15 protein-coding genes are annotated in these 19050 nt (G+C 52.0%); 11 read left to right on the top strand and 4 right to left on the bottom strand.

Annotated features, from left to right (window positions below):
* Positions 1-85 precede the first annotated feature (85 nt).
* Positions 86-1135: a dipeptidase gene (locus HBA93_RS13000; protein ID WP_221723553.1), complete on the bottom strand. Its 1050-nt coding sequence runs from the start codon at positions 1133-1135 to the stop codon at positions 86-88.
* Positions 1136-1684: 549 nt separating this feature from the next.
* Between HBA93_RS13000 and HBA93_RS12995 the strand changes: the two genes are divergently transcribed.
* The 7 genes from HBA93_RS12995 (at position 1685) to HBA93_RS12965 (ending at position 9440) form a co-directional block, all read left to right on the top strand.
* The gene (locus HBA93_RS12995) at positions 1685-3283 is read left to right on the top strand and encodes an ABC transporter substrate-binding protein (RefSeq protein ID WP_221723552.1); all 1599 of its coding nucleotides are present in this window, start codon (positions 1685-1687) and stop codon (positions 3281-3283) included.
* Positions 3280-4293, top strand: a complete 1014-nt coding sequence (locus tag HBA93_RS12990) for an ABC transporter permease (RefSeq protein WP_121993533.1) — start codon at positions 3280-3282, stop codon at positions 4291-4293. Before HBA93_RS12995 ends, HBA93_RS12990 begins: the two co-directional genes overlap by 4 nt.
* Positions 4290-5192, top strand: a complete 903-nt coding sequence (gene nikC / locus HBA93_RS12985; protein WP_121993532.1) for a nickel transporter permease — start codon at positions 4290-4292, stop codon at positions 5190-5192. Before HBA93_RS12990 ends, nikC begins: the two co-directional genes overlap by 4 nt.
* A gap of 8 nt (positions 5193-5200) precedes the next feature.
* On the top strand, positions 5201-6028 hold the full coding sequence (locus HBA93_RS12980; RefSeq protein ID WP_075656534.1) for an ABC transporter ATP-binding protein: 828 nt from the start codon (positions 5201-5203) through the stop codon (positions 6026-6028).
* Entirely contained in the window at positions 6028-6768 is a 741-nt protein-coding gene (locus tag HBA93_RS12975; RefSeq protein ID WP_022711999.1) for an ABC transporter ATP-binding protein, read from the top strand. The genes HBA93_RS12980 and HBA93_RS12975 overlap by 1 nt, the downstream gene beginning before the upstream one ends.
* A gap of 87 nt (positions 6769-6855) precedes the next feature.
* Entirely contained in the window at positions 6856-8355 is a 1500-nt protein-coding gene (locus HBA93_RS12970) for a serine hydrolase domain-containing protein (RefSeq protein WP_221723551.1), read from the top strand.
* A 164-nt stretch (positions 8356-8519) separates the two neighbouring features.
* Positions 8520-9440, top strand: a complete 921-nt coding sequence (locus tag HBA93_RS12965) for a LysR family transcriptional regulator (protein ID WP_221723550.1) — start codon at positions 8520-8522, stop codon at positions 9438-9440.
* 29 nt (positions 9441-9469) lie between these two features.
* Here the strand turns inward: HBA93_RS12965 and HBA93_RS12960 are convergent, their stop codons facing one another.
* From HBA93_RS12960 to HBA93_RS12950, 3 genes are all read right to left on the bottom strand, one after another.
* Positions 9470-11518 carry a TRAP transporter permease gene (locus tag HBA93_RS12960; protein ID WP_221723549.1) on the bottom strand — a complete coding sequence of 683 codons (2049 nt, stop codon included), beginning with the start codon at positions 11516-11518 and terminating at the stop codon, positions 9470-9472.
* Positions 11519-11667: 149 nt separating this feature from the next.
* Entirely contained in the window at positions 11668-12657 is a 990-nt protein-coding gene (locus HBA93_RS12955; RefSeq protein ID WP_221723548.1) for a TAXI family TRAP transporter solute-binding subunit, read from the bottom strand.
* Positions 12658-12811: 154 nt separating this feature from the next.
* Positions 12812-14233: a short-chain fatty acyl-CoA regulator family protein gene (locus HBA93_RS12950; RefSeq protein WP_221723547.1), complete on the bottom strand. Its 1422-nt coding sequence runs from the start codon at positions 14231-14233 to the stop codon at positions 12812-12814.
* Between the two features lie 277 nt (positions 14234-14510).
* Here HBA93_RS12950 and HBA93_RS12945 point away from each other — a divergent pair, with 277 nt between their 5' ends.
* The 4 genes from HBA93_RS12945 (at position 14511) to HBA93_RS12930 (ending at position 18796) form a co-directional block, all read left to right on the top strand.
* Positions 14511-16025, top strand: a complete 1515-nt coding sequence (locus HBA93_RS12945) for an MmgE/PrpD family protein (protein ID WP_221723546.1) — start codon at positions 14511-14513, stop codon at positions 16023-16025.
* Between the two features lie 231 nt (positions 16026-16256).
* Complete coding sequence (gene prpC, locus HBA93_RS12940) at positions 16257-17441, top strand: bifunctional 2-methylcitrate synthase/citrate synthase (RefSeq protein ID WP_221723545.1); 1185 nt, start codon at positions 16257-16259, stop codon at positions 17439-17441.
* Between the two features lie 23 nt (positions 17442-17464).
* The gene (gene prpB, locus HBA93_RS12935) at positions 17465-18376 is read left to right on the top strand and encodes a methylisocitrate lyase (RefSeq protein ID WP_221723544.1); all 912 of its coding nucleotides are present in this window, start codon (positions 17465-17467) and stop codon (positions 18374-18376) included.
* A 120-nt stretch (positions 18377-18496) separates the two neighbouring features.
* A complete protein-coding gene (locus tag HBA93_RS12930; RefSeq protein WP_221723543.1) occupies positions 18497-18796 on the top strand; it encodes a TFIIB-type zinc ribbon-containing protein in 300 nt (99 codons plus the stop codon).
* Positions 18797-19050: the final 254 nt, after the last annotated feature.

Genomic DNA, 19050 nt, shown 5'->3' with positions numbered 1-19050 from the left:
TCCATACCGCCCGCAGATCTGCGCACAAACTAAAAAACCGCCCCCGGCGGGTACCGGAGGCGGCTTGAAAAGCTTTGCAGAATAATCAGGCCCAGGTCTTTTCGAGGACGCGGATCCAGTTTTTATAGGCGATCTTGTCGATGGTTTCCTGATCGTAACCGGCTTTGCGCAATTCTGCGATCAGAAGCTGCAGGTCAGCGGCGCTGCCCAGAGCATCCGGAATGGTCGTACCGTCAAAGTCGGAACCGAGAGCCACATGGTCAACGCCGATACGGTTGATGATATAATCAATGTGGCGCACCATTTCGCTGAGCGGCGTGGCAGTGATTTTTTGACCGTCCGCACGCAGGAAGGAAACGCCGAAATTGATACCCATCAACCCGCCGGTTTCCTTGATGGCGTCCATCTGTTTTTCAGTCACATTGCGGCTATGGGTGCAAAGTGTGTGCACGTTGGAATGGCTGGCAACGAGCGGTGCATCGGAGATCGCTGCAATATCCCAGAAACCCTTGTCGTTCATATGCGACAGGTCAACCATGATTTTCAGCTCATTACAGGCGCGGATCAGGGCTTTACCCGCATCACTGAGGCCGGGACCGATATCCGGTGTGCTTGGGAAACGGAACGGCACGCCGTGAGCGAAAATGTTTGGACGGCTCCAGACCGGACCCAGTGTGCGCAGGCCTGCCTGATGCAGAACATAAAGTTCATCCAGATCAGCACTGATGGCTTCAGCGCCTTCAATATGCAGCACTGACGCAAATGCGCCATTGGCCATTGCAGTGCGGATATCATCGGCAGAACGGCAGATTTTCAAACCGCCTGCGGACTTCGCTTCAATCTTCGCCAGAAGCGCAGCCATGCCAAGGGTGATTCTTAAGGCGCTACCGTGTTCCGGCGTCGGATAATCGCCGTTTGCATCTTTTTCCATCGAAGGCGACGGTACATAAATTGCGCACAGGCCGCCTGCGAGGCCGCCTTTTTTAGCGCGCGGAAGATCAATGTGACCTGCCTTTTCGCCATCAATAAAGCGGTCGACCGGATTGGCTTCGCTTGACGTCCACAGACGCAACAAAACGTCATTATGGCCATCAAAGACAGGGGTGAAATTGTCTGCCGGTGAAGAACTGGACATGGGAAAGAGAACCTTACTTTTCTGGATGACGACATAAAATATGTCGCAAACAGAAACATTTAGCGGATAAAATCCTGTTACTGCATCTCGTTAGCAACGCTATTCCTCGGAGATTTCGGGGAGGCGCCTGCGATTCTGCGGTTTTTCATCGCTGAAATACAAGTCGTTGCGTGATTTGCGAGACTGACCATTTTGCAGCCAAATTGCAAATGCCTTTTCTTGCAGGGGATAGTCCACTTCTGCATATTAATTAAATTAGAAAATAACAAAGTTTTGAACAGGATTTTGCATGCAAACCATGCATAGCCACTGGCAAAATCTGCATTGGCCGCGTTATTGGGCTTCATGATAACTGAACCGGACATTAGACGGTTTTCTTATACACATTGTTTTGATGCAGTTTCGGGTGGATCGGAACGGGCAAAAATCGGTCCGGTGGACGATCTCCCGCGAAGATAACTCATTTGCAAAGCTGTTAGAAAACTTAACCACTGGCAGGGGGCACCCGGCCGGTTTCTTGCGTTTACGGATAGGGAAGAGGAAATCACCGTGATTTCAAGACGTAATTTTTTGGCGGGCGCTGCTGCTGTTCCGTTCCTGTCATATGCCGGTATGCTGCCTGCGATCGCTGCCGGTCGTCAGGATATTCTGGTTGTGGCCATGCAGCTGGACAACATGACATCGCTTGATCCGCATGAGAGCTTTGAAGCTGTCGGCAGCGAAATCTGCAACAACATGTATCAGCGTCTTGTGCATCCGAGCTATGAAAATCCTGAAAAGATTGAAGGCGGCGTAGCGACTTCATGGGAAGCTGATGCTGAAGGTAAGGTCTATACTTTCAAAATCAACCCTGAAGCTAAATTTGCCACCGGCAATCCGATCACTGCTGAAGATGCTGCATTCTCGCTGCACCGCGCGATCAAGATGAACAAAGGCCCTGCTTTCATCATCGGCCAGTTCGGTCTGACTCCTGAAAATGTTGAGAAAGCTGTTGTCGCGACCGATGCCGGTACGCTGACCATTTCTCTCGACACCCCGACTTCCCTGTCCTTCCTGCTTTATTGCCTGTCTTCCAGCGTCGGTAGCGTTGTTGAGAAGAAGCTGGTGATGGAAAATGCAGCCGGCGACGATCTCGGTAACGAATGGCTGCGTAAAAACAGCGCCGGTTCCGCTGAATGGACTTTGGCTGCATGGAAGCCAAGCGAAAGCGTAATGCTGAACCTGAACCCGCACGGCGCCTACAAAGGCAATGTGAAGCGTATTGTTCTGCGTCACGTTGCTGATCCTTCTTCCCAGCTGCTGATGCTCCAGAAAGGTGACGTGGATATCGCCCGTAACCTGACTTCCGAACAGCTGCGCGTGATCCAGAACGACGAAAACTTCACGCTCGTGCGTAAGGGTATTGCCGGTATCGGCCTGATGTCGCTCAACCAGAAAGTTGAAAAGCTGACCAATCCTAAGCTTTGGGAAGCGATCAAATGGGCGATTGACTATAAGGGCATTCAGGAAAATATCGTGCCGCTGACCCATCAGCAGCATCAGACTATTATTCCTGAAGGTTTCCCGGGTGCGGTTAATGAACTGCCGTTCCAGAAAGACACTGCTAAGGCAAAAGCTCTGATGGCTGAAGCTGGTCTGACCGATGGTTTCTCCATCAGCATGGATCATTATTCCGCACAGCCTTGGCCGGATATCGCTCAGGCGATTCAGGCTAACCTCGCAGAAATCGGCATCAAGCTGGAACTGCGTGCTGCTGAAAACCGTCAGGTACTCACCAAAATGCGTGCCCGCGAACATGAAATCGCTCTGACTTCATGGGGTTCGGACTATTTCGATCCGAATACCAATGCGGACGTATTCTGCAACGTGACCGACCTGTCCGACGATGCGAAGAGCAAGCCTTTTGCATGGCGCTCGAACTATCAGAACGCAGATTTCGCCAAGAAATCGCTGGCTGCCCGTGATGAAAAAGATCCGGCAACCCGCGTTAAACTTTACGAAGACCTGCAGCGCGAATTCATGAACAACAGCCCGTTTGTTGTCATGCTGCAGACTGTAATGACTGCTGCCTGCCGTAAAGATGTTACCGGCATGCGTCTCGGCGTTCTGTCCGATACCCACTCTTACGCAGGGATTGCGAAAGCTTGAATAAGAGACTGAAAACTCTGACTGGTACTCTGAGCAGCGTGTTAATCACGCTGTTCGGACTTGCTATTGTCACTTTCATGATCGGCCGCGTTATGCCGGTTGATCCTGTGATTGCAGCCGTCGGCGATAATGCGCCGGAGGCTGTTATTCAGCGTGTGCGCGCGGAGATGGGGCTGGATCAGCCGCTCGTCGTGCAGTTCTTCCATTATATCGGTCAGGTTTTGCAGGGTGATCTCGGCAATTCCATTCTGACCCGCAACCCTGTTACCACGGATATTGCCCGCTATTTTCCGGCAACCCTTGAACTGGCCACCGCAGCGCTCCTCCTCGCTGCCCTGATCGGTATTCCTCTGGGTGTCTGGGCAGCGGTGCGTCAGGGCACACTGACGGATCAGACGATCCGCGTTATTTGTCTGGCCGGTCACTCCGTGCCGACATTTGTGCTGGCGCTGATTTCGCTTCTGGTTTTCTACGCTGCGCTCGGTATTGCACCGGGACCCGGCCGTCAGGATATTATTTTTCAGGACATGATCCCGCATGTCACGGGTATTCTGACGATTGATACGCTGCTCGACGGCGATATGGATGCTTTCTGGGATGCGCTCGCGCATATGGCCCAGCCGGTTATCATTCTCGCTTATTTCAGCATGGCCTATATCACCCGTATGACCCGTGCATTCATGCTGGATGCACTCAAAGGTGAGTTTGTTGTTACAGCCCGCGCCAAGGGCCTGTCCGGCACTGCAGTTATCTGGAAACACGCTTTCCCGACTGTGGCCGTGCAGCTGGTGACCGTTCTTGCACTGACCTATGCCGGTCTGCTTGAAGGTGCCGTTGTAACCGAAACCGTGTTCAGCTGGCCTGGTCTTGGTCAGTATCTGACTGTTTCGCTGATGAATGCAGACATGAACCCTGTCGTCGGCGCCACTCTTCTGATTGGTGTCATCTATGTCGGGCTTAACCTGCTCGCTGACATTCTCTACAAGGTACTGGATCCACGCGTCAGATGATTTTCTCTAATTTTCATAACTGGGCGCTGGACGAAACTCCGTCCTCGCCGTCGCAGGCTCTCTGGGGCCGGCGCTACCGTATCTGGCTCAATCTGAAGTCAAATCCGCTGGCGATGATCGGCCTGTTCATCATTGCGGTCTTTGTTTTCATCGCCATTTTTGCCCCGTGGCTGGCACCGCATGATCCGAGCATTCAAAATCTCGGCAATCGTCTTGCGGCACCTTCTGCTCAGCATTGGTTCGGTACGGACGAGCTGGGACGCGATATTTTCTCGCGTATCCTTTATGGCGGCCGCGTAACACTCGGCATGGTTATTGCCGTTGTTATTCTGGTTGCACCGCTTGGTCTGATCATCGGTTGCGTGGCAGGTTATTTCGGCGGTGTTGTCGATACAATCCTGATGCGCGTAACCGACGTGTTCCTCGCTTTCCCGCGTCTTATTCTGGCTCTGGCTTTCGTAGCCGCGCTGAAACCGGGTGTTGAAAGCGCGATTCTGGCGATTGCACTCACAGCCTGGCCGCCTTATGCGCGTCTGGCCCGTGCGGAAACCATGACCATCCGTAACACTGACTATATCGCAGCCTATCGCCTGACCGGCGCCAGCCCTGCACGTATTATCGCCCGTCATATCGCACCTTTGTGCGTACCGAGCCTGATTGTACGTATTACGCTGGATATGAGCTCGATCATTCTGACCGCTGCAAGCCTTGGCTTCCTCGGTATGGGTGCGCAGCCGCCGTCACCGGAATGGGGTGCGATGATTGCAACTGCCAAACGCTTCATTTTTGAGCAGTGGTGGGTTGCTACAATTCCGGGTATTGCGATCTTCCTCGTTTCACTCGCGTTCAACTTCCTCGGCGACGGTCTGCGTGACGTCCTCGATCCGAAGCAGAATTGAGGGATAAAATGCTGGTAGATATTCAAAATCTGAGAATCGCATTTGAAACCCGCACCACCCGTTTTGAGGCGGTGCGCGGTCTCTCTCTGCAGCTTGGCCGTGAAAAGCTGGGTATTGTGGGTGAAAGCGGCTCGGGCAAGTCTCTGACTGCCCGCGCTCTGATGAAACTCCTGCCGAATATTGCGGAAGTCAAAGCTGATCGCTTAAGTTTTGACGGACAGGATCTGCTGACCGCATCTGAAAAACAGATGCGTCAGATCCGCGGTAAGCGCGTTGGCTTCATTCTGCAGGATCCGAAATACTCGCTGAATCCGGTAAAGACCATTGGTGTGCAGGTGGCGGAAGCCTGGCGTACACACAAAGGCGGCAGTAAAAAACAAGCTCTGGAAGCGGCGATTGATCTGCTCGATCAGGTGAAAATCCGCAATCCGCGTGAAGTGGCACATACCTATCCGCACGAGGTATCGGGCGGTATGGGGCAGCGTGTCATGATCGCTATGATGCTGGCACCGGATCCGGAACTGCTGATTGCCGATGAGCCGACTTCGGCGCTTGATGCAACCGTACAGGCTGAAATTCTGCGTCTGATCGATGATCTCGTGGACAGCCGCGGCATGGGGCTGATCCTGATCAGCCACGATCTTCCGCTTGTTTCCCATTTCTGTGACCGCGTTATGGTTATGTATATGGGGCAGGTGATGGAAGAGCTGAAAGCATCGGAACTCAATAATGCTCAGCATCCTTATACCAAGGGTCTCCTGAACTGTATTCCGTCGCTGACGCATCCGCGTGATCGTCTGCCGGTAATGACCCGTGATCCGGAGTGGCTGAAATAATGATTGAAGTTGATAATCTGAAAATTCAGTTCGGTGACAAGCAGGTCGTTAAAGGCGTTTCGTTTAACGTCGAAAAAGGCGGCAGCTTTGGTATCGTGGGTGAGAGCGGCTCGGGTAAGTCGACAATCCTGCGTGCGATGGCCGGACTGAACGAAAGCTGGAGCGGACGTATTGCTTTTGACGGCAAAGATGCGCCGTTGAAGCGGACGCCGGAATTTTTCCGTTCTGTTCAGATGGTGTTTCAGGATCCGTTCGGCTCACTGCATCCGCGCCAGACCATTGACCGTATTCTGAGCGAGCTGTTGCTGGTTCATAAGATCGACAATGTTGAAGGACGCATCAAGCAGGCTCTGTCTGATGTGGCTCTGCCGCAGACGGCACGTTTCCGCTATCCGCATCAATTGTCCGGTGGCCAGCGTCAGCGCGTGGCGATTGCCCGTGCTCTGATTGCAGATCCGCAGGTATTGCTGCTCGATGAGCCGACCTCGGCACTGGACGTTTCCGTTCAGGCGGAAATTCTCAATCTGCTGTCGGATCTGCGTGAAGAACGCAACCTGACCTATGTTCTGGTGAGCCATAACCTCGCGGTTATCGCCCATCTCTGCCCGGAAGTGGGCGTGATGCAGAATGGTGTGATGGTGGAACAGCTGACAGCAGAAGATCTGCGTTTAGGCCGCACCACCCATCCGCATACTACAGAGCTACGCGAGTTGAGCGTAACGGTTGAAGAACCAAAGTAAGACTATGAAACAGGCCGGATTTTCCGGCCTGTTCTTTATGCAATATTGAATTAAACCTGTATGAACAGGGCATGGGAAGAAGCGATCATGGCTATGAACTGGGAAGCCGCTTTATCAACCGCACAAAAACTGGCCTCACAATGGCCTGCGAATGAGCCGGGAGGCGTGATTATCGGTTTTGATGCGGATGGTATCCGTTTCAACACTGCAAGCGGCGTGGAAAGTCTGGCAACCCATAAGCCGTTTTCCGCTGACAGCGTTGTGCGTTATGCTTCTGTGACCAAGCATGTCTTTGTTTCTATGGTTTTGAAACATGCAGATAAAATCGGTCTTGATGATCCGTTGGGTAAACATCTGCCGGAACTGAAAAAGCCTTTGAACGAAGTGACCGTCGGACAGGCGCTGGATATGAGCGGCGGCCTGCCTGACACGCGTGAATGTCTGACTTTGCTCGGCCTGTCGATCTATACGGAAACCCATAATGACCGGTTGATGGATTTCCATGCGACGATGGAACGCCTCAATTTTGATGCCGGAACGCAGGTTTCCTATTCCAATACCGGCTATCGTCTGGTGGAAATTGCGCTGGAACGTCTTGGCCTGCGCTTTGATGATTATTTGCAAAATGAAATCGTATCATTGCTCGGCGTGCAGCTGAAGGCACCGGATGTCTGGAATGATCCGGTGGATGGTCTGGTGCCGGGTTACTGGCATGATGGTAAGAAGTGGCAGCTGAGTTCAGCCGGTCTTTATATTTCCGCAGCGGGTAGTCTGACCGGTAGCGGTACAGCGCTGGCGACCTGGGCACGGGCTCTGATGTGCGGCAAGGGCCAGCTTTCCGGTGTGATTGAAAAAATCAGCGAGCCACGCAAAATGGCGGATGGTCGTTTGTCCGCCTATGGTCTTGGCTTTGTCGGCTCTGAGCTTGATGGTCTGAAGCTGGTTGGCCATGGCGGTTCGCATCCGGGTTATAAGAGCTATGTGCTGATCTGCCCTGAGCATCAGTGTGGTTTTGTGGTTGTTGCCAATCGTGATGACGCCAATGGTAGCAAGATGGCGCAGGCTGCAATGGCCGCTCTTGCAGGTCGCTCGTTACCACAGGCCGGCAGCACAATTCCGGACGGTTTTTATATCACGGAAACCGGTCATCACTGGGTTGAGATGAAGGGCGGTAACGTTACCTATATCGACAATGAAGATGCGCTTTATGATGAAGGCAATGGCTGGTTCTCATCCCGCTCGGCTACCTCACCAATCCTGCTGCGCTGGACAGGTGAAGTGCTGGAAGGGGAACTTGGTCATGCGCCGCGCCGTCTTTATCCGGCGACACCAAAGCCTGCCGGTAATGAACTCGATGGCAGCTGGAAGTCGGTTTACGGTGCTGCCTTTGAGATCGCCAACGGTACTGCAATTATGGGTGTAGGCCCTGTTCAGCAGACAATGCCGGTTACCGGTCTTGGTAATGGCCGTTATCTGTTTACGCTCCATGATGGTCCGTGGGTTAAACGGGTTTGCATCAACCGCCTGAGCGATAATCGCATTGAACTGGTGCTGAGCCGCAGCCGTATGCTGGAATATACCCGCTGATCTTCAGTAACTGAAGTGACTGCCGTTCTCTGATATCTGCGGATATTTAAGAGAGCGGCCGTTTTTTATGTTTCTGTTCAAATATGCTGACATATCGTATAAGGCCTATTCTGAACCTGCATGCCTGTATGCAAAACAGGCAATCATGACGAAGGATCCGTATTGTGGAAATTAAGTGGGTTGAAGACTTTCTGGCGCTTGCTCATACTTTAAATTTCTCCAAGGCCGCAGATGAACGCCATGTTACCCAGTCTGCTTTCAGCCGCCGTATCAAGCAGCTGGAAACATGGCTCGGCACGACTCTGATTGACCGTGCGACTTATCCTTCGCGGCTCACCGAGGCCGGTGAGAAATTTATTCCGGTGGCGCAGGAAACACTGAAATCGCTGTATCAGGTGCGTCAGGGCTTTCAGGCAAACCAGACACTGGAAGCACAAACGATTTCTTTCATCGCATTGCATACATTGTCCTTCACATTTTTCCCGCAATGGGTGAAGGAAACCAGTGATAATACAGCGCCGGTTTTCACGCGGTTGCGGCCGGATACGGGCAGTGTTGAAGGTAATGTGAATGCGCTTGTTGACGGGGATTGTGATTTTCTGCTGACTTATGTGCACCCGTCTGTACCGCTGCTGCTCGATGCTGCAGACTTTGATTACAAAGTTGTCGACTTTGAGCAGATCATTCCGATCAGCGCACCGGATGCCGAAGGTCATCCGCTGCATATGGTCGGCCGTGATGAGCAGCCGTTTGATTATATCGGCTATGAAAAATCATCGTTCTTTGGCCATTTGCTGAGTGAGCTGTTTGTCTTGAAAATGCCGGAGCATCGTTTGGTACATGAGGGCAGTATGTCGATCGGTCTCAAAGGCATGTCAATGGCCGGATGGGGCGTGGCATGGGTGCCGCACAGCCTGATTGCCGAAGAACTGGCAAGTGGTCAGCTGGTGGCAGGGGCTGACCCGTCATGGAATATTTCGCTGGAAATCCGTTTGTATCGTTCCAGAAATAATCAGCGTGGCGTGATTGAAAAATTCTGGAACAGACTGACTGATCTGCGACAAAATCCGGATCAGAGTTTGTAAAATAAAAGGGCGCTATAGCGCCCTTTTTATCATGCCAGTTGTGGCTGCCTCATAACGGTGAACTGACGCATCAGTACCGGCACAAGCAAGACCAGTCCGAGGAGTGAGGAATAGATTTCCGGCACGACCAGCAGGATGGCGGCAATCACAAGCAGAACCTGTTCCCAGACTTTAGTGCGAACCAGCATGAAGCCGGAGAGCGCGGCACCAAGCGCGGTAATGCCAATCACACAACCGAGGAATGCGATTACAAATTCGCTCAACGAGAAATTGGCATTGACCAGCAACAGTGATGGCGAGAACACAAAGACAAACGGCACCAGCACTTTACCGAGTCCGAGACGGAAAGCCGTGTTCCCTGTTTTAAACGGATCAGCCCCTGCCATACCCGCTGCCGCATAAGCGGCCAGCGCCACTGGCGGCGTAATATCCGCGAGAATGCCGTAGTAGAACACGAAGAAATGGGCGACCAGTGGCTCCACGCCCAGCATTGCCAGAGTTGGTGCGGCAATGGTTGCCATAATGATGTAGTTAGCGGTTGTCGGAATACCGCAACCCATCAAAATACACACAATACCGGTCATAATCAGCGTGAACAGCAATGTCAGTGTTGCGCCGCCAACCAGTGAGGCTGGCAGGAATGTACCAAACCATGTGGCAATATCTGCGGCGGTTGTGGTGACAATATAGGAAATTTTGAAGCCGACGCCGGTCAGTGTGACGACACCGACCACAATGCCAACGGTTGCGGCAGCAGCACCGACTGCCAGTGCATATTTTGCGCCGTCGCGCAGACCGTCAAAAACTTCTTTGACGGACATGCGTTTGCGCGGATTGAGCAAACCAACCGCAATACAAAGCGTAATACCCCAGAATGCCGCCATATAAGGTGTATAACCGGACAGCAAAATACCGATCAGCACAACCAGTGGAATAACGGTTGGCCAGTCACGTTTGAATGCTTCTTTCAAGTCCGGCATTTCTTCCGGCGTCATACCACGCAGGCCTGTGCGTTTGGCTTCAAAATGCACCTGCATCAACACGCCGAAGAAATGCATGAAAGCCGGAACAATGGCGGCGATAATAATGGTTGTATAAGGCAGATTGAGGAACTCAATCATCAGGAAGGCTGCAGCGCCCATAATCGGCGGGGTAATCTGCCCGCCCGTTGAGGATGCGGCTTCCACTGCGGCTGCAAAATTGCGCTTATAGCCAAGGCGGATCATTGCCGGAATGGTCAGCGAACCGACAGTTACGGTATTCGCGACCGATGAGCCGGAAATCATGCCGAACAGTGCCGAGCCGAAGATCGAAACTTTGGCAGGTCCGCCCGCATAGCGACCGGCAACCCATGCGGCACAGTCAAGAAACAATTGCCCGAGGCCGATACGAGTGGCAAAAACACCGAACAGCACGAAGTGGAACACATAAGTGGCGACCACGCCGAGCGCGATACCGTAAACGCCCTGTGTTGTCAGATAGAGGTGATCGACAATCTGTGAAACAGACGAGCCCGGATGCACCAGAATGCCCGGCATGGAAGGGCCGAAATAGGCATAGAGCATAAAGCAAATAGCGATAATCGGCAGCGGCCAGCCGACCGAGCGGCGGGTGGCTTCCAGAAGCACGATAATCAGTAAACCACCAAGGATCACATCTGTTTGTGTCGGATTGCCAACGCGGAAGGCCAGATCATCCAGCGGAATAAGCGGCACATGCATAACTGCAATAACGGCACCGATCGCCAGTGCCCAGTCGATAATTGAAATGCCAAGTGGCCGCAGAAGAGTCGATTTAGCCGGTTCGGAATAGCCTTTGGGAGAGAACGGGAAAACCAGAAAAACCAGACCAAGCACAAAGGCCAGATGGATACCACGATGCATGGTTTCGGATAAAATACCAAAACCGGCTGTATAATAGTGAAACAGTGAAAGAATAATCAGTAATGTGCCGACTATGCGGGCAGTGACAGGCAACAACGGACGAAAACGGATTTCGGAGTCGAATCTCTCTTCGAGCTCACGCGCTTTTTCTTCATCCAGCTCCATCGGTTTCAACGATTGTTGCTCTGTGGTCATGGGAAATTTCCTGAAATATGGCTAAAGGCACTGGCTTTCGCTGGCGGTGTGTACCAGCCGGACGCCGTAGCTCATCAAAATGCGCATTGTAGGCCTGTGAGAAATCCTGCACCGGAAATGTAAGGTTCCGGTGCAGGGCAAGATTGTGATTATTTCAGCAGGCCGGCTTCTTTGTAAAAGCGCTCTGCACCCGGATGCAGCGGAATACCAAGGCTGGTGACTGCATTCTGCAGGGTAATCATTTTACCCTTCGCATGACCGGCATCCAGTGCTTTACGGGTTGCGTCATTCCACATGGTTTTGGTGATGTTATAGACCAGCTCATCAGACTGTTTCGCGCTTGTCACCATCTGGGCGGCAACGGAAATTGTATCGGTCGCACCGACATCTTTATAGGTACCTGCCGGTACAGTATCCTTGGCGAAGAAGCTGTATTCTTTGAGGATTTTCTCCATTTCCGGTCCTTCAATCGGAACCAGAGAAATACCATTGGTGCTGGCGAGTTCGGAAATTGCACCGGTCGGATAGCCGCCAACAAAGAAATAGGCATCCAGCGCGCCGTCTTTCAGGCGGTCGCCGGCCGGACCAGGTTTCAGATATTCAGCCTTCACATCTTTTTCAGTCAGGCCATAGGCGCCGAGAACAATACGTGCATCGACAATGGTTCCTGAACCCGGCTCATCAAGCGAGACGCGCTTGCCTTTGAGGTCAGCAACAGATTTGATGCCTGCATCTTTACGCGCAACCAGATGCACAGTTTCCGGATAGAGAGTTGCGATCAGACGCAGATCTTCCACCTTGCCTTTGCCTTCATAGAGGCCGGTGCCGGTATAGGCCCAGTAAGCAACGTCCGACTGGGTGAAACCGGCTTCAAGGCCACCGCTTTTCACCGCATTAATATTGGCGACAGACCCGTTGGAAGAGACGGCAGTTGCGACAAGACCCGGAACGCCCTGATCGCCATTGCCGGAGATTGCATTGGCGATCAATCCGCCGATCGGATAATAAGTGCCTGCAGTTCCGCCGGTACCGATACGGAAAAAGGCCGGTGTTTGTGCTGCTGCAATGGTAACGCCAATTGCAGCACTCCCTAAAACGGCAGCGGTCATAAAGCGGCGGAAAGTTTTGCCAAAATTCATCTTCTCTCTCCCAAAAGAATTTCCTCTGTGCTGAACATGAAAAGATGAGCGTGACTTGTCAACCTTGCAGCTATAGGTGAAAACCACATTATACTTTAGTATAATAATAAATTTCATATTGTTTTTCAAATACATGAAAGGGTGCAATTTAATCTTATGCAGTCATATAGGGTGCGAAATTTGTTTGTGCCTCATCGACTTGAATCGTCGAATAAAGCGGCGGGAAAGCGCGTTGCGGGCATCTTTGCCGCTCGCAAATTTTGCAGCCTGCGCCGATTGGTGTGCGTGCAGCAGGATCATCAAGGATCATGCCCTTGGAATAGACCAGCCGGTCAGCATGGTGCAGGTCGCAGCCCAGTGCAATCGCAAAGCTTTTCGACGGCGCTTTATAACCGCCTTGCCGGTGCCGGATCATTTTTGCAATCCAGAAATAGGTGCGGCCGTCCGGCATTTCCGCCTGCTGGGTTAAAATCCGGTCGGGCGATGAAAAGGCCGCATAAATATTCCATAACGGGCAGGTGCCGCCAAAGCGTGAAAAGTGAAAATCGGTCGCCGACTGGCGCTTGGAGATATTACCGGCACGATCGACACGAATGAAGAAAAAAGGGACACCCCGTGCTTCAGGCCGCTGTAGAGTGCTGAGACGATGACAGATGGTTTCAAAGCTCACTGCATATTTTTGCCCAAGTAATTCAATATCATAACGTAATTGTTCTGCGCTTTGCAGAAAATGCATATAGGGCATCAGTACAGCGCCGGCGAAATAATTGGCAAGACCAATCCGCGCCAGCACCCGTGCTTCAGGGCTGGAAAAAGCCGTCTTTTCCAGTAACTGATCCAGCAGATGTTTTTGTTCCATAAAGGCGATTTGCGTTGCCAGCTGAAAGGCCTGCTGGCCTTCATCAAGGCGCGGGGAAAGGGAGAGCAGGCGGGTGCTGCTGTCGAAATGGCGTACCTTGTCTGAACTGTCGGGGCCGGATTGTTCAACCAACCGCACGCCATGCATTTGCATCAACCGCTCAGCCAGCGCATGTTTCATCTTGCCGACCGGCAGAGCGAGCTTGTGGCTCAGTGCTTCGCCTTCATGGTCGAGTTCCGGTATATAATTACGGTGCGCATAGAAATATTCCCGCACTTCTTCATAAGGGGTGGAGAGCATTACCGGCAGATCCGCAGAACGGTCATTGCCAAGCTGGTTTGCAAGATATGCAGATTGTTCCTGCGCTTCGCCCAGTTGTTTATGCATTTCCACAAGCAACCGCCCGACTGCGGGCATATTGGCAGCTAATTCGCGAATTTCTGTTTTGCCAAGCTGCTCATTGAGGCGCGGATCGGCAAAGACTTCACGCAGATCGCTGAATAATCGGGCTTCCTCGGCTTCGGAGAACAATTGCACATCAATGCCAAAAGCCTCATTGAGACGGAGCAAAACCTGCACTGTCAGCGGGCGCTGATTATTCTCAATCTGATTGAGATAACTCAAAGAAATGCCAAGGCTTTTGGCCAGTGACATCTGAGTGAGCTGACGCTCTTCCCGCAGTTTTTTAAGTTTAATACCTACAAAAGTTTTACGCATTCTTCAGGCCCTCCCGACCTTTCAGATTAACGCTGAGATGTGTTGTTCCTTATGCATGCCTGTTGTTGATCATGCGGTATCGACTTCGCAAACTTCACAATTTCACAAAAAATCACCGCCGTCACTTCGCTTTTTCAGCCATAGTCGCAAAATTTTGTCGCTGTATAGTTGGTTTACAGAGTGCATTCGGCTTCGCAAATTACACAATTCACTGTTGTCGGAGGACGGCAGAAACGGGTTGTTATCGTCTTTGGCTAAGACAGAGAGGGATTTTTCTGTGAAACTCCATAAAGTGCGTACCTATAAATCGGCTGAACATCTGGCGCGTGAGGATCAGCTGGCATGGAAATTTGCCGCCATGGCCGCCGATGATGTGCCACTGGATGATGATGTGGTTGAGATGATCGGTAATCGTATCATTGACAACGCATCCGTTGCTGCTGCTTCACTGATGCGCCGGCCGGTTGTCAGCGCCCGTATGCAGGCGCTTGCCCATCCTTATAAGCGCGGTGCCACTGTTTTTGGTCTACCTGCGGATCAGCGTGTGTCACCGGAATGGGCGGCATGGGCGAATGGTGTTGCAGTACGCGAGCTGGATTTCCACGACACATTCCTCGCTGCCGATTACTCTCATCCGGCAGATAATATTCCGTCGATGCTGGCAGTGGCTCAGCATTGCGGTCTCAATGGTTCCGCGCTGGCACGTGGTATTGCCACCGGCTATGAAATTCAGGTCAATCTTGTGAAAGGCATTTGTCTGCATGAGTTTAAAATTGACCACATTGCCCATTTGGGGCCATCGGCTGCGGCCGGTATCGGCACCATGCTGGGCTTAAGCACCGAGCAGATTTATCAGGCTATTCAGCAGGGACTGCACACTACAACAACGACGCGCCAGTCCCGTAAAGGCGAGATTTCCAGCTGGAAAGCCTATGCGCCAGCCTTTGCCGGTAAAATGGCGGTGGAAGCTGTTGACCGCATTATGCGCGGCGAGGGCGCACCTTCTCCTGCATGGGAAGGTGAAGACGGTTTTATCGCATGGCTGCTCGGTGGTCCGAAGGCCGAATATTTCGTGCCGGTGCCGGAAATCGGTGAGCGCAAACGTGCGATCATGGATACTTATACCAAAGAACATTCGGCTGAGTATCAGAGTCAGGCACTGATTGATCTCGCACGGCGTATGCGTTCAAGTATCAAGGATTTCTCCAAGATTGCCAGCATTGTGCTGCATACCAGCCATCATACCCATTATGTGATTGGTACCGGCGCCAATGATCCGCAGAAAATGGATCCGAATGCCAGCCGTGAAACGCTTGACCATTCGATCATGTATATTTTTGCAGTCGCGCTGGAAGACGGCACATGGCACCATGAGCATTCTTATGCACCGGAGCGTGCTAAACGTCCGGAGACAGTTGCGCTCTGGCACAAGGTCAGCACGGTGGAAGATCCGGCATGGACAAAGCGCTATCATAGCCATGATCCGAATGAAAAAGCCTTTGGTGCCCGTGTGGTTATTACCATGCAGGACGGCTCGGTGATCGAAGATGAACTGGCGCTGGCCGATGCACATCCGTTGGGTGCCCGTCCGTTCAAACGTCCGGATTATATCCGTAAATTCCGCACTCTGGCTGAAGGCATTATCGGGCAGGAAGAGCAGGATCGTTTCATCAAAACTGTTGAACGCCTGACTGAGCTGACTGCCGATGAACTGGCTGGCCTCAATATTACTGCGCTGCCGGGCAAATGCGAGCCGGGCAAGGCGCACGGTATTTTCGACTGGCAGGGCTAGAGCGCCGTGTGCCAGACATGGCACACAAAGGTCGCTCTAATATTTTAAAATTAGAGCATAATTTCATCTTAAACTGATCCAAGTTTAAGGCATTATGCTCTAGCCGGTCTCTGCGAGTGCCACATTTGATGGCACTCGTCATCCGCAACGCAAAATCTGAGCTGCAGGCATGTTTTCCGTAATGATCCGGGAGGGATCGGAAATGGTGCTTTGCAGCCAAAGGAGAGAATGATGAGCATTGCAGAAAGTGAAACAACGGTAACGCCGCCAAAAAAGAAATCCGTGGCACTGTCCGGCGTGGTTGCCGGTAATACTGCCCTTTGTACTGTCGGGCGCAGTGGTAATGATCTGCATTATCGTGGTTTTGATATTCATGATCTCGCCTTGCAATGTGATTTTGAAGAGGTTGCGCATCTTCTGGTGCATGGCACGCTGCCAACCAAACGCGAATTGATTGCCTATCAGCAAAAGCTCAAGGCCATGCGTGGTCTGCCGACCAATGTGAAAGCGGCGCTGGAATTACTACCCGCTGCAAGTCATCCGATGGATGTGATGCGTACCGGTGTTTCCGTTCTCGGCTGTGTGCTGCCGGAAGTCAGTGGTCACAGCCAAGCAGGAGCTAAAGATATTGCCGACCGGTTGATGGCATCACTCGGCTCCATGCTTCTCTATTGGTATCACTTTGCCCATCATGGCCGCAGGGTGGAGCTGGAAACCGATGATGATACAATCGGTGGCCACTTCCTCCGTGTACTTCACGGTAAAGAACCCACACCGGCTGCGGTACGGGCAATGAATATTTCGCTGATCCTCTATGCAGAGCATGAGTTTAATGCGTCTACTTTCACGGCACGTACCATCGCGGGAACCGGCTCAGACGTTTATTCCTGCATTGCCGGTGCCATTGGTGCGCTGCGCGGGCCTAAACATGGCGGTGCCAATGAAGTAGCGCTGGAAATTCAGCAGCGTTATGCTGATCCTGATGAAGCGGAGGCCGATATTCTGCGCCAGCTTGAGCAGAAACAGGTGGTGATCGGTTTCGGTCATCCGGTCTATACGATTGCCGATCCGCGTAATGAGATCATCAAAAAAGTCGCGCTGGAACTGTCGGAGGAAGCCGGAACAACCAAAATGTTCGACATTGCCGAGCGTATTGAAACGGTGATGATGGACAACAAGAAAATGTTCCCGAACCTCGATTGGTTCAGCGCTGTTTCCTACCACATCCTCGGTGTGCCAACGGCAATGTTTACGCCGCTTTTTGTGATTGCCCGCACTTCCGGATGGGCAGCACATATCATCGAACAGCGTATTGATAACAAGATTATCCGTCCGTCCGCCAATTATATCGGCCCCGATAATCTGATTTTTGTGCCGATTGATGAACGATCCGCATCCACTCCCAAGCCTATTTAACTGAGACAGTCTGAGTGAGTATTATGCCTTATTTATCTGCTTCCGATCTGCCAACCAAACCCGCCGGTGAGCGGTTCCGTGAATTGATGAACAGACCCGGCATTGTGCAATTGCCGGGTGCGCATAACGGTATGGCTGCCATTCAGGCGCGCAATGCCGGTTTTGAAGGGCTTTACCTCTCCGGTGCCGCGATGACAGCTTCGATGGGGTTGCCGGATCTTGGCATTATCACTGTCGATGAGGTGGCGTTTTTCATTCGTCAGATTACCCGCTCCAGTGGTCTGCCGCTCGTGGTCGATGGTGACACCGGCTATGGCGAAGCACTGAATGTGATGCATATGGTGCGCACATTCGAAGATGCCGGTGCTGCCGCTGTGCATATTGAAGATCAGTTGCTGCCGAAAAAATGCGGCCATCTGAACGATAAAAAACTGGCAACTGCCGATGATATGGCTGCTAAAGTAGCTGCTGCCGCCAAAGCGCGCCGTCATTTATATCTGATTGCCCGTACGGATGCCGCTGCCAGTGAAGGTATGGACGGCGCTGTGGCGCGGGCCAAAATGTATATGGAAGCCGGAGCCGATGCGATTTTCCCGGAAGCTCTGAACACGGCAGAAATGTTCCGCGAGTTTGCCAAGCGTATGCCAGGTGTGCCGCTCCTCGCTAATATGACCGAATTTGGTCGTACCCCTTTCTTCACCGCGCAGGAATTTGAGGAAATGGGCTATAAAATGGTTATCTGGCCGGTATCTTCTCTTCGCGTTGCCAATAAAGCGCAGGAAAAGCTTTATGCGACGATCAAGCGTGATGGCGCCACCAAAGCCATGGTTGATGAAATGCAGACCCGTGCGGAGCTTTATGATGCAATCGGGCTGAACCAGTATGAAGAACTCGACCGTACCATCATCAAAAGTATTGTTCCGTCAATGGATTAAGCGAAATTTCTCTGATGAGATGAAATATGAGCGGGCAGAGATAAAACTGAGGTCTCGCACTTGAAAAACCACAATTCGCAACCCAAGTGCAAATCCTGACCAATCAGGAGGCCCTTAATAATGCTTTGCCCTATCGATAATACCGAGCTTGTCATGTCTGACCGGCAGGGAATTGAAATCGACTATTGCCCGAAATGCCGTGGTGTATGGCTGGATCGTGGTGAGTTGGACAAGATTATTGAGCGCTCAGTTCCTGCAGAACCTGTGCGCACAGCCAGCAAGGATGATCAGCGTTCCGACAGCCGCGGTCATGACCGCGATCGCGATTATGATCGTGACCGCCGTGATCATGATGATTACGGCCATGGTAAGCCATATCGTAAAAAGAAATCGCTGCTGGGTGAGTTGTTCGATTTCTGATCTGCAAGCTATTACAAACAGGAGCCTGCACCGGAATCACCGGTGCAGGCTTTTTTGTTTTTAAGGTCATGTTGTGGAGAAAAACCGGTCACCTGATGACAGACAAACAGATGGCATCTTGCACAATTACTGTATTTTTATGAGTTTTTAAAACAGGATAGATATTTTCTGCCGGTCTTCCGTTTCGTAGAAGAATTTGCTCGCTTTGATGTTTTTGCATTGTCGGTAATAGCAGTTTGATGTAAAAGGTGACT

Origin of the sequence: Ochrobactrum sp. SFR4 (assembly GCF_019730395.1) — a bacterium.
Lineage (GTDB): Bacteria > Pseudomonadota > Alphaproteobacteria > Rhizobiales > Rhizobiaceae > Pseudochrobactrum.
Note: the sequence above shows the minus strand (reverse complement) of the source record. Positions and strands in the feature narration are given on the sequence as shown.

What these genes read in the sequence shown, in the direction of transcription:
- HBA93_RS13000 (WP_221723553.1), bottom strand. Translation starts at nt 1,135, where the DNA reads ATGTCCAGTTCTTCACCGGCAGACAATTTCACCCCTGTCTTTGATGGC.
- nikC (WP_121993532.1), top strand. Translation starts at nt 4,290, where the DNA reads ATGATTTTCTCTAATTTTCATAACTGGGCGCTGGACGAAACTCCGTCC.
- HBA93_RS12980 (WP_075656534.1), top strand. Translation starts at nt 5,201, where the DNA reads ATGCTGGTAGATATTCAAAATCTGAGAATCGCATTTGAAACCCGCACC.
- HBA93_RS12975 (WP_022711999.1), top strand. Translation starts at nt 6,028, where the DNA reads ATGATTGAAGTTGATAATCTGAAAATTCAGTTCGGTGACAAGCAGGTC.
- HBA93_RS12970 (WP_221723551.1), top strand. Translation starts at nt 6,856, where the DNA reads ATGGCTATGAACTGGGAAGCCGCTTTATCAACCGCACAAAAACTGGCC.
- HBA93_RS12960 (WP_221723549.1), bottom strand. Translation starts at nt 11,518, where the DNA reads ATGACCACAGAGCAACAATCGTTGAAACCGATGGAGCTGGATGAAGAA.
- HBA93_RS12955 (WP_221723548.1), bottom strand. Translation starts at nt 12,657, where the DNA reads ATGAATTTTGGCAAAACTTTCCGCCGCTTTATGACCGCTGCCGTTTTA.
- HBA93_RS12950 (WP_221723547.1), bottom strand. Translation starts at nt 14,233, where the DNA reads ATGCGTAAAACTTTTGTAGGTATTAAACTTAAAAAACTGCGGGAAGAG.
- prpC (WP_221723545.1), top strand. Translation starts at nt 16,257, where the DNA reads ATGAGCATTGCAGAAAGTGAAACAACGGTAACGCCGCCAAAAAAGAAA.
- prpB (WP_221723544.1), top strand. Translation starts at nt 17,465, where the DNA reads ATGCCTTATTTATCTGCTTCCGATCTGCCAACCAAACCCGCCGGTGAG.
- HBA93_RS12930 (WP_221723543.1), top strand. Translation starts at nt 18,497, where the DNA reads ATGCTTTGCCCTATCGATAATACCGAGCTTGTCATGTCTGACCGGCAG.